Below are 11,247 nucleotides of genomic sequence, written 5' to 3'. Positions count from 1 at the left end.
CCGACGCCCTCCCCCAAACAGGCGGCCAAATCAGCGCCCTCTACCCCGAAAAACTCATCTACGACGTCGCCGGCTTCCCCGCCATCCGCGGCCAAGACCTCGTAGACCGCCTCACCCAACAAGCCAACCAAGCAAACCCCACCTACCTCCTCGGACACGGCGTCACCCACCTCAACGACACCGGCCACGGCATCACCGCCACCACCGACAACGGCACCCACATCACCGCAGGCGCAGCACTCATCTGCGGCGGAATCGGCAACTTCACCCCCCGCGAACTCCCCACCGGCACCGAATACCTCGGCCGAGGACTCCGCTACTTCGTCCCCCGCCTCAACGAACTCACCAACCAAGACGTCGTCGTCATCGGCGGCGGAGACTCCGCACTCGACTGGGCCCTCTCACTCGAACCCATCGCCTCCACCGTCACCCTCGTCCACCGACGCACACAATTCAGAGCCCACCAACGCACCGTCGAACAACTACACACCTCCACCATCCGCATCCTCACCCCCTACCAAGTCCACAAACTCACCGGCACCAACACCCTCTCAGAAGTCACCATCACCCACACCAACGGCAACCACATCACCCTCCCCGCCCAAACCATCGTCGCCGCACTCGGCTTCATCGCCGACCTCGGACCCATCGAACAATGGCAACTCCAACTACGCCGACGACGCATCCTCGTCAACCCCACCATGCGCACCAACCAACAACACATCTTCGCCGCCGGCGACATCGCCGACTACGACGGCAAAGTCAACCTCATCGCCATCGGCTTCGGCGAAGCCGCCCTCGCCGTCAACCACATCACCACCACCCTCGACCCCACCCGCTCCACCACACCAGGACACTCCACCGACACATAGACCCCCACCATGCGGTGAACGGCAGCAGTAACGCGGGTGCCAGCCGTCCTCCCGTTCACCGCCACCGCTCTTCCCCGTTGGGCACCGCAACACCCCCGCACCCCCTTACCATGACGTTATACAAGACAGCGTTTCATTTGACGCCCTTACCGATTTGACTGAGCATGGACAGGAGCGTGGAATTCATGGCCACGAAGGTGCAGCACGGCACCGGCGAGCAGGGCGGTCCCGACAGGACCGCCCCGACTATCCAGACGGTGCAGCGTGCGGCGCTGATCCTCGGCTCGTTCACGGTCGGCAAGCCGCATATGAGCCTCAACGAGATCACCGCGCGTCTCGGGGCGAGCAAGGCGACCGCGCACCGCTACACCAAGGCACTGCGGGCAGCGAACCTCCTGCGGTACGACGAGCGCACCTCGCTGTACTCCCTCGGCCCCCAGGTGCTCACGCTCGCCTCGGCGGCCCGGGCAGGCCTGCCGATCGTCGCCGCCGCCGAGCCGTACATGGAGGAACTGGTCCGGCGCATCGACGAGACGATCGTGTTGTCGGTCTGGGACGGCGAGTCCGCGACCGTGGTGCGCTCGGTGGACAACACCGAGCACATGGTGCGCATCAGCGTCCGGGTCGGCTCGCGTCTGAATCTCACGTCATCGGCACAGGGACGTGTCTTCCTCGCGCTCCTGCCCCCGGAGCAGGTCCCGGTACTGCCGCGCTCGGTCCGCAGGTCGGCCGAGCTCACCGAAGAGCTCGACGCCATCCGGTTGCACGGTCTTTCGGTCAACTCCCCCACGGTCAACGGAGTCCGCACCATCGCGGCGCCGATCTTCGAGGGGGACAAGATCAGCGGAACACTGGCGATCGTCGGCACGGCGGTGACCGTGCCCGATGACGTCAAGTCGCCGATGGCCCAGGCACTGTTGGAGACCGCCCGTGCGTTGTCTCAGCGGCTGGGCACATCCGACGGCACACCCAACGGCGGCTGACTCGGTTGCGGCAGCAGTGGCCGGCCCACCGCGGACGCGGTGGGCCCTCTGTCGTGACCTGCGCTGTGTGGCCGGTGCGGGCAGCTGCCTCTCGGCCAAGTGAGAGTGCGCCGGCAGCCGGTCTCCGGAGCAGACGTACGGGCCGCCCGGTATCTGCCGGGCGGCGGTGCCTCGCGTTCCCTCTCCTCCCACGAGAGCGGCGACACGACTTGCCGAACGGGCGCGCGACACCGTCTGTGCGGGATCTCCCCACCACACCGCGGCCCGGTCCGCGACCTGCGGTGTCCCGGTAGGTCGCGGACGCCTGCGCCCGGAGAACACCGGAGCGTCGCAGCCTCGCGCCGCGACGCTCACCGTCCCGCCAGCACTACCGCGTGCCGCGGCAATCCGTGCGCCGCTCAGGGCAGCAGGTCGGCCCGCGGCGGAACGAAGAAGTCGATGTTCACACAGGGGGCCTCGGTCGGCTCCACGTAGTGCTCACTGCCGCGGGGTACGAGCAGGAACGATCCCGCACGCATATCGTGCGCGACACCGTCCACGTAGTAGTTCGCACGCCCCTCGGCGATGTGGACCAGTTGGTCGAAGTCCTCGTGCTGGTGCGGGTTGAGCGCCATGCCGACCTCAAGCTCGTGGTGGCAGATCATCACTTCGTCCGTCGCGTAGACGCGGCGGCGAACCCCCGCCCGCACCTGGGTCACCGGCAGCTCGTCCCAGTTGACGGTGGTGTTGAACAGTGCTGCGTTGCGTGTGCTCACTGTTTTCCCTCTCCGGCGGTCGCCCGCAGGCTGGCCGCCAACATCTGCAGGTCCGAACCGACTACGAGGTAGCCGGCGTCACCGAGACCGAGCTCCGCCACGGCGCCCCTGGTCGGCGCCCAGCCGCCGAACGCCACCGCCGCCGAACGAGCGGCGCCGCTCACCCGGCTCACCGCGGCGCGCAGCACCGCCGGGTCCGCCGGCAGCCCCAGATCGACCGCGAGGTCGGTGCTGCCGACGAAGCACACGTCGAGAGCGGCGACCAGATCCGGCAGCGGGTCGGTCCCCGCCGTCTCGATCTGGCCCACAAGCACCGGCGGGTCGTCCTGCTCGGCGCGCAGGAACCCAGCCAGCGGGATCGCGCCGAACCGGGCGGCCCTGTTGGCCAGGCTCACCGACCGGCGGCCGACCGGAGCGAACCGGGCGGCCGCCACGAGCGCTTCGACCTGGGCGACGCGGGTGAGCATCGAGAGCTGGATTCCAGCCGCCCCGGCCTCCAGGAGTCGGTTGATGACGGGGGCGTCCACCTCTGGCACCCGAACCAGGGCCGGTAGGCCGCAGGCGTCCGCGTGGCGCACCAGGTCGACGGCGTTCCGCTCGGTGAGGGTGGAGTGTTCGAGGTCGACGACCACGAACGCGAACCCGGCCGCCGCGGTCAGTTCCACCACGTCGGGCGACGCCAGCTTGACGAACGTACCGACGGCGGGTTTCCCCGCCGTCAGGGCCGCTCGCAGTCGGCGCCGCAACAGATGGACATCACCGGCGGTCACCGGATCGCCTCCTCGAAGAGTGCGGGTGGGTGAGGCCGACTACAGACCACGCCACGGCACGATGTCGACCTCGGCGCCACCGTGCAGCACCACGGTCGGCTCCAGGCGGGGCGCGACGATCGTGTTGCCCGAGGCGTCCGGCAGTGTGACCTCTTCGGTCTCGGTGACGACCGTGACGTCGGCCCGGCCACCGACCTCCAGACGCCCGTAACCCTCGGTATCGAGCCCGAGCAGCTGCGCCGGCGCGACGGTGGCCCGGCGAACGCACTCCTCCAGCGGTGCGCCGAGCGCGACCAGCTTGGAGATGCTGGTGAGCAGATCGAACACCGGGCCGCGCCAGTTGCGTGCGCTGGTGTCGGAGCTGAGGACGTCGGGCAGGAATCCGTCCGCGATCGCCCGGCGCGCCACTTCGAAGCTGAGGTTGCTCCGGCCGTGGGCGGAGTCGAACAGCACGCCGCGCTCACGCGCGGCGGCCACGGCGGGCTGCACACGGTCGCCGTCGAGTATCCCGTGCGGCTTGCCGGTGTAGCAGTGCGCCACGATGTCGCCGGGGCGCAGGTAGTCCAGGACGATGGGCAGCGGCTCCGAGGTCTCGCCGATGTGCAGCATCAGCGGTAGACCGGCCTGTTCGGCCAGCGACAGGGACTTCTTCAGCAACGACTCCCAGTTCTCGCCGACGACGTCCTCGGAGAGACGGATCTTGAAGCCGCGCACGATGTCGGGGTGGGCCTCGGCGATCGCGAGCGCGTCCTCGACGACCAGGGTGTCCGGGTTCAACAGCTCGCCGAACCGGAAGTCGATCAGACCGAGCACCGAGACGTTGAGGAAGTTGACGATGCGCATCGGGTTCGGCTCGACCACCAGCTTGCGGAAGGCCGCGAACGTCGAGGCGCCGGCCGTGCCGGCATCCGCCGCGGCGACCACGCCGCGGCGCAGATGGGCTTCCTCGGCAGGGGCGCCGACGGCGGATACGTACTGGAAGATGTGAGTGTGGCCCTCGACGAGGCCCGGCAGCACGGTAGAGCCGCTGACGTCGATCGTGCGGGCCGCGTTCGCCGCCAGGCCATCGCCGATCGCGGCGATGCGGTCACCGCTGATCGCCACGTCGAGCCGGGCGTTCGTGGCCGATGCCGGGTCGATGACGGTGCCGCCGGCCAGGACGAGGTCATAGGACGGCACGGAGGAATTGGACATCGGTGTGGGCCTCCAGGGTGAGGGGCGGTCAGCTGACCGGTGCGGTCAGCCGGTGATCACGCGGTGCGGCGTCCAGGGGACGCGCGATGCGGGTGACGAGGGGCAGCACGCCGTCCACCTCGACTCGTACCTCGTCGCCGTCGGCGAGGAAGCATGCGCGGTCCTGGCCGGTGCCGGCCGGGGTTCCGGTGAGGACGACGTCGCCGGGTTCGAGCGCGGCGAACCACGACAGCCTGCTGAGCAGGTCAGGGATCGGGAAGATCATCCCGGCGCTCGTGTCGTCTTGCAGGAGCTCGCCGTTGACCTGGGTCCGTACCCGGATCGCAGCACGGTCGGCGAGGTCGTCGGGGGTGCGGAGCGACGGGCCCAGCGGTGTGAACCCCGGGTAGCTCTTGGCGAGGGCGGGGATGCCCGTGGTGCGCATGACATCACGCGCCGTCATGTCGTTGGCGGCGGTGATGCCGGCGATCGCGGGCCAGACTTCTGACTCGGTCGCCTGGTGCAGCCGGCGCCCGACGACGATCGCGATCTCCCCCTCGTAGTCGGGTTCGGTCACGGCCGGTGGGATAACCACCTGTGCGCCGGGAACCGACACGCCAGACGACGCGGCCAGATACAGGATCGGCTGCTCGGGCACTCCCCGGCCGGCCCTGGCCGCCTTCGACAGGTAGTTGAGCCCGACGCCCCACACCGCGTGGGGACGACCCAGCAGTGCGGTGGGTGTGATCTCGTCGAGCGGGATGCGCCGGCGCACCGCGCAGGACGCCAGGCACTGCAGCGAGCCCTCCTGTTCGAGGACCGCGCCGATGTGCGGAAAAGCAGTGTCCAGCAGGGCAAACGCCCCGTCCTCGATCCGGCCAAGACCGGCCTGTGTCGTCACTACTTGCATGGCGAGCATCTTTCAATGCGAGACGGCATCATGTCAAGTGATACGAAAGGCCAGGCTGAGGGGCGCCGGGGACCCCGTCCGCGCAAGAGCTGGACGGGGGGTTGGAGGGCCAACACCGCGCCGCTGTACCGCAGTCCGTGCAGTGCGTGAGGGGAGCACGGCGGAGGCGAAGAGGGAGACGCCCCGGGTGGCACGGGGCCGTTGCCAGCGGAGAACACGGTGAGGGCTGTCGAGGTGGTGGCGGGCTGGGGGTGACCTCCGTGGCGAGGCCGCAGGAGCCGTCGGCCACCGCGCAGGGCCGCGACGGCGCAGAGAAAGGCCAGGTCGACGCGGTGGCTACCGCTGCGGACAGGGAGAGGTCGTGCACTCAACCCTCACCGACGGCGGCCCGATCGTTCGCTGGAGTCGATGCCTTGCCGGCGGTGACCTTGCCAAGGACTCGCCGTCCGACCCTTTCCGCGGGTCGGATGCCGCCGGCCTTGTCGGCAGACGGACGTTGCGGCCTGAAGTGCCGCGGTGGGGGCGTATCGCATGGCGCGTTGGACTTTCGCTGTCGTGAAGGTGGGCAGCGCAGGCGCCGACCCGGTTTGGCCCAGCCCAGCCCACGCGGCGGACCTGTCTGTTCGCCTTCGCGTTCCCGCCCTGACGTTGCTGGAGACACCGATGGAGAAACCGATGGGGCCTGCGTCATCGGATCGGCGTCATCGGATCGGCGTCATCGGATCGGCGTCATCGGATCGGCGTCATCGGATCGGCGTCATCGGATCGGCGCGGGAACGCTTCGCGTTCGCGCGGCCTGCCCCAAAGACCGGCCCGGGACCAGATCAGAAACCGGCGCTGGGCCGTTGGCCTCGACCGAAGCGCAGTGGCAATTCTCGCCAGGGGAACCCACTGACCAGCGGGTAGATGATCGCCACGAACAACGGCTCAGCAGCCCTGTTCGGCGTTCCACCACGGGCTGCGGGCCGCACCCGGCCCGGTCGGAATCAACGGCCGGGCGAGCTTCCACGGGCTGTCGGGAACCAACCAACTGCACACCGAACTCGTTGCATTCGATGTGATTGGTCCTGGCCATTGACAACCGCCGACAGGCAGCCATAGCGTTCGGGCCGATCCGATCGGTGGGCAACAAACCGATCGGGGGAGCGCTTACAGCGCTCTGCGGAGACCGTTGCATGCCGACCAGGCGTGCAACGAGCTGGCCGGTGACCGAAGTCCCACAGCCAGCGGAGGTCTCTCGCATGAAGGTTGTACTCCATAGAACGCACGGCGGTCCCGATGTGCTCCAGGTCGCCGATGTCCCGGTGCCCGAGCCGGGACCGGACGAGGTACTCGTCCGCGTCGCAGCCTGCGGGCTCAACCACCTCGACGTCCTCCAGCGACGCGGGCCCGGCCTGATCCCCGGGTTCAGCCTACCGCACGTGGCGGGCATGGACGTCGCGGGCACCATCGCTGCGGTCGGCCCGGCAGGCTCCGGGCGGGCGGGTAGCGGAATCGTGCTCGCTGAGGGCGCGCGTGTCGTGGTGAATCCGGCCGTGCCCTGCGATCACTGCCAGAGCTGCGTCGACGGAGCCGACGGCAGGTGCCCGAGCACAGGTGTCATCGGCGCCACCCTGGCCGGCGGATACGCCGAGTACGTTCTGGCCCCGGCGGCCAATGTGCACCATGTACCGGACGAGGTCGACCTGGTCGAGGCGGCCGTCGTGCCGACGATCTGGATGACGGCCTGGCACGCGCTGATCGAGATCGGCAAGGTCCGGCTCGGCGAGACGGTGCTGATCCACGCGGCCGGCAGCGGTGTCAGCACCGCGTTGATCCAACTGGCCAAGGCCAGTGGTGCCCGCGTGATCACCACGGTCAGCTCGGACGCGAAGGTCGAGTACGCCCGCGGTCTGGGCGCCGACGTCGTGGTCAACTCAACGACCGGCGACGTCGTGGCGGCCGCGCGTGAGGCGACCGGTGGGCGGGGCGTCGACCTCGTGCTCGATCACGTCGGCCCGGCCACCTGGAACACCGGCATCTACAGCCTCGCGCCGCGCGGGCGGCTGGTGTTCTTCGGCAACACCACCGGAAACCGGGCCGAGTTCGACCTGGTGTACGCCTACCACTTCGGCCTGCAACTACTCGGCTCGGACCCGTACGACCGCCGCGAGTTCGCCACGATGCTCGACGCCTACTGGGCCTCGACGTTCCGCACTCCGATCGACAGCGAGTTCCCGCTGAAGGATGCCGCGGCGGCACAGGAGCGGATGGAGTCGCGGAAGGCCACCGGCAAGATCGTGCTGCGCCCATGAGTACGGTGGACTCCACCCCGGTCAGCCCGGCGCCGGTGTGGGACGTGATCAACGGCTTCACCTCCTACTGGGCGCTCTCGGCCGCGCTCGACCTCGGTCTGTTCGACGCGCTGGCCAAGGACGCCGAGTCAGGGTCCGGACTGGATGCCGCAGAGTTGGCGGCAGCGATCGGTGCGGCTGAACCAGGCAAGGTGACGGTGCTCGCCGAGACCCTCGTGGCGCTCGGCCTGCTCGCCGCCGAGGAGGATCGCTTCCGGCTCGCACCCGCGGCCGAGCGCTATCTGGTGTCGACGGCGCCGGCCTCGATGGCAGCGCTCGTGCGGTACTCGCCCGGGCCGCCCGAGGCCTGGCCGCGCCTGGCCGACACCGTTCGCACCGGCGCACCCGAGCCGGCTGTGACAGCCGAGCTGGCCGAGCTGTACCCGGCGCTCGTGCGCGCGACCGGACCGACCCAGACCGGCGTGGCGACGGCTGTCGCAACCGAGTTGGAGCGCCGCGGGTTGTGGCCCGAGGAGCCGACGATCGTGGACTTCGGCTGTGGCTCGGGGGCGTGGCTGACCGCGCTGCTGCGCACCCGGCCGAACGGCACGGTGATCGCGGTCGACCGGCCGAACGTACTGCCGATCGCCGAGCAGGCGGCCACGGACGCGGGGCTGCGTGAACAGGTGATCGCCGTTGCCGGGGACTACCTTGAGGTCGCGCTCCCGGTCGCCTCGGCCGATGTCGTCGTCCTGGCACACGTGCTGCGGGCCGAGCCGGCCGAGCGGGCCCGGCGGCTGCTCGCCCGCGCGGTCGAACTGGCCGGTGCGGGCGGGGTCGTTGTGGTCGTCGACTACACGCGTCCCGACCCGGCCCATGCCCGACAGGACGACAGCGCCGAAGACGGCGAAGACCGCGGCGCCACGTGCATCGCCGCGCGCCACGAACTGCTGCTGTCACTGACGATGCTGGCCTCGACAGCGGGGCTCGGTGTCACGGTCGCGGACCTGCGCGCGTGGGCCGAAGAGGCCGGAGCCGAGTTGGTCGACTCGTTCGAACCGGTGCCGCGCCAGCACATCCGCCTCATCCGCTCCCGCACCCCGGAGGTCACCTCGTGAACAACCCGAACTCCACCTCGTTCGCCGACACCCTGATCGTCAACACCCTCGTCGTCACCATGGACGACTCCCGCCATGTGATCACCGACGGCGCGGTCGCCATCCGGGACGATCTGATCGTGGCCGTCGGCAAGACCGCCGACGTGACCTCCCAGTGGCACAGCGACACCGTCATCGCCGGTGAGCGTTTCGTCGTCACCCCAGGGCTGATCAACACCCATGTGCACATCACCGGCGAGCCGCTCACGCGCGGCTTCGTCCCGGACGACACCCCGTTCCTGGAGAACGTCTTCGAGTGGCTCACCCCGATCCACACGCACTACACCGAGGAAGACGAGCACATCTCGGCCCAGCTCGCGGCGCTGGAGATGCTCAAGAGCGGAACGACCTCGTTCCTCGAAGCCGGCACGATCCGGTTTATCGACCCGGTCGTCGAGGCCCTGACCGAGATCGGCATCCGCGCCCGTGTCGGGCCGTGGGCATGGGATCTCGTACCCGAGCCGGAGGTGCTGCGCCTGTCGACCGCGCAGGCGATCTCGCGCCTGAACGACACGATGGACAAATACGGTTCGGTGGCCAATGGCCGCATCCAGGCCTGGCCGATCATCATCGGCCACACCTGTTGCAGCGACGAGCTGTGGCGGGCCGCGAAGGGGCTGTCGATCGAGTGCGGCACCGGGTTCAGCGCCCATATGTCGCCGGCGGCGATGGACCCCGAGGGGTTCCTCGCGATGTTCGGGCAGCGGCCGATGGTGCACCTCGACGAGATCGGCGTGCTGGGCCAGAACGTGACCCTGACCCACGCCGTCCACGTCGACGACAACGAGGTGGCGCTGCTCGCCAGGACCGGGACGAGCATCTCGCACTGTCCGACCACGGCGCTCAAGGTGTCCTACGGCGTGACCCAGATCGGCAAGTTCCCCGAGATGGTGGCCGCCGGAGTGAACGTGGCGATCGGCACCGACGGCAACAACGCCTCGAACTACCACGACCTGATGCGCGCGACCTATCTGGTCGCCGGCCTGTTCAAGGACGCCCGGCGCGACGCCACGATCTTCCCGGCCGAGGACGCCTTCGCGATGGCCACCCGCAACGGTGCCCGCGCGCTCCAAGCCGAGCATGAGATCGGCTCCATCGAGACGGGCAAGAAGGCCGACCTGGTCCTGCACGACACAAACCGCCCGGAGTGGCGGCCGCTGCACAACGTCGCCAACCAACTCGTGTGGTCGGCCGATGGGCGGGGTGTGCACACCGTGTTCGTCGACGGGCGGCGCGTCGTCGACGACTACCGCTGCACAACGATCGACGAGGACGACCTGCTGCGCCGCGCCCAGACCGCTGGCGAGGGCATCGTGGCCCGCTCCGGCCTGCCCAACCGGGCCAAGTGGCCCACCATCTGACCGCACCACGCGTCGCGGTCGGAACGAACAGAACGAATGAATGAGGAGAGCCGAACCATGGCAGAACTGACCGAACCCCGCTGGACCCACATCGCCGTCCCGGTCAGCGACCTGGATCGATCGATCGAGTTCTACGAGAACCTCACCCCGCTGGTGCTGGTCACCAAGAACGTGGACAGCAACGGGCGCAGCGCTTGGCTGTCGAACAAGGGCCAGGTCGACTCGGCCTTCGTTCTCGTCCTGGCCGAGTTCATTCCCGAGGTCGGGGCACGTTTCGGCATCGAGCCGGGCGAGAAGGTGCCGACGCTGGCGCCGTTCGCACACCTCGGTATGGAGCTGCCCAACCGTGCGGACGTCGACGAGGTCGCGGCGAAGGCGCGCGAGACGGGCAACCTGCGGTGGGAGCCGGTGGACATGGCCGCCCACATCGGGTACATCTGCGCCGTGAACGACCCCGACGGCAACACGATCGAGTTCTCGCACAACCAGAAGGTGTTCTCGACCATCCAGGAGCTCTGGGGCTGAGTACGGAGCCGGCCGCACGCTCCTCGACCGACCCGCTGGTCATCGGCGGTGATGTCATGACCATGGACGCGAGCCGACAGGCCGCCGCCAGCGCCGGGACCGCCGGCGCCGGCGGCCTGATCGCAGGGATCGGGTCGGTCGAGAGCCTGCGGCGGCGCTAACCGGCCCGGCCGAGCTCGACGCGCGGGACCACACCCTCGCGCCGGGTTCCCGTGCCGGGGTTCATCAACGCGCACCAGCACCTGACCGCCGATCCGCTCGTGCGCGGCACCATCCCGGACGACATCAGTTCGGCCAGGTCGGCCTACGGGTGGCTCGTCCCGCCACACTCCGAGCCGAACCAGCGGGGACGACAAACCGCCGGTGGCCGTCGCCACGGTTGACCGTAGGCATCCGGGGTGGGCGCGGTCATCATTCCGTCACGCATTGAGATACACCGTCTCGCATTCTGTGCGACCGTGTGAAGGG

Annotated in this window: 10 protein-coding genes; 6 read left to right on the top strand and 4 right to left on the bottom strand. The window is 69.2% G+C overall.

What is annotated here, in order from left to right; all coding sequences use genetic code 11:
* Both NBG84_RS35455 and NBG84_RS35450 read left to right on the top strand, forming a co-directional pair.
* On the top strand, positions 1-872 hold an 872-nt coding region (locus NBG84_RS35455), incomplete at its 5' end, for an NAD(P)/FAD-dependent oxidoreductase (protein ID WP_250923814.1).
* A gap of 185 nt (positions 873-1,057) precedes the next feature.
* A complete protein-coding gene (locus tag NBG84_RS35450; RefSeq protein ID WP_250923813.1) occupies positions 1,058-1,855 on the top strand; it encodes an IclR family transcriptional regulator in 798 nt (265 codons plus the stop codon).
* Between the two features lie 398 nt (positions 1,856-2,253).
* Here NBG84_RS35450 and NBG84_RS35445 read toward each other — a convergent pair whose 3' ends face one another.
* From NBG84_RS35445 to NBG84_RS35430, 4 genes are read right to left on the bottom strand one after another with little or no spacing between them, the layout of a single operon-like run.
* Entirely contained in the window at positions 2,254-2,610 is a 357-nt protein-coding gene (locus NBG84_RS35445; RefSeq protein ID WP_250923812.1) for a cupin domain-containing protein, read from the bottom strand.
* Complete coding sequence (locus tag NBG84_RS35440; RefSeq protein WP_250923811.1) at positions 2,607-3,380, bottom strand: HpcH/HpaI aldolase family protein; 774 nt, start codon at positions 3,378-3,380, stop codon at positions 2,607-2,609. The genes NBG84_RS35445 and NBG84_RS35440 overlap by 4 nt, the downstream gene beginning before the upstream one ends.
* 39 nt (positions 3,381-3,419) lie before the next feature.
* Positions 3,420-4,574, bottom strand: a complete 1,155-nt coding sequence (locus tag NBG84_RS35435; RefSeq protein ID WP_250923810.1) for an amidohydrolase family protein — start codon at positions 4,572-4,574, stop codon at positions 3,420-3,422.
* Between the two features lie 28 nt (positions 4,575-4,602).
* The gene (locus tag NBG84_RS35430; protein WP_250923809.1) at positions 4,603-5,463 is read right to left on the bottom strand and encodes a fumarylacetoacetate hydrolase family protein; all 861 of its coding nucleotides are present in this window, start codon (positions 5,461-5,463) and stop codon (positions 4,603-4,605) included.
* Between the two features lie 1,241 nt (positions 5,464-6,704).
* On the opposite strand from NBG84_RS35430, the gene NBG84_RS35420 reads away from it, so the two are divergent.
* The 4 genes from NBG84_RS35420 to NBG84_RS35405 are packed head-to-tail and all read left to right on the top strand — an operon-like array spanning position 6,705 to position 10,779.
* On the top strand, positions 6,705-7,757 hold the full coding sequence (locus NBG84_RS35420; RefSeq protein WP_250923808.1) for a zinc-binding dehydrogenase: 1,053 nt from the start codon (positions 6,705-6,707) through the stop codon (positions 7,755-7,757).
* A complete protein-coding gene (locus tag NBG84_RS35415; protein ID WP_250923807.1) occupies positions 7,754-8,854 on the top strand; it encodes a class I SAM-dependent methyltransferase in 1,101 nt (366 codons plus the stop codon). The genes NBG84_RS35420 and NBG84_RS35415 overlap by 4 nt, the downstream gene beginning before the upstream one ends.
* The gene (locus tag NBG84_RS35410) at positions 8,851-10,254 is read left to right on the top strand and encodes an amidohydrolase family protein (protein WP_250923806.1); all 1,404 of its coding nucleotides are present in this window, start codon (positions 8,851-8,853) and stop codon (positions 10,252-10,254) included. Before NBG84_RS35415 ends, NBG84_RS35410 begins: the two co-directional genes overlap by 4 nt.
* 57 nt (positions 10,255-10,311) lie before the next feature.
* Positions 10,312-10,779 carry a VOC family protein gene (locus NBG84_RS35405; RefSeq protein WP_250923805.1) on the top strand — a complete coding sequence of 156 codons (468 nt, stop codon included), beginning with the start codon at positions 10,312-10,314 and terminating at the stop codon, positions 10,777-10,779.
* The last annotated feature ends 468 nt before the right edge of the window (positions 10,780-11,247 follow it).

The organism is Streptomyces albipurpureus, from assembly GCF_023701525.1.
In the GTDB taxonomy this organism is placed as follows: domain Bacteria; phylum Actinomycetota; class Actinomycetes; order Streptomycetales; family Streptomycetaceae; genus Streptomyces; species Streptomyces albipurpureus.
This window is presented reverse-complemented; position numbering and strand designations above follow the sequence as displayed.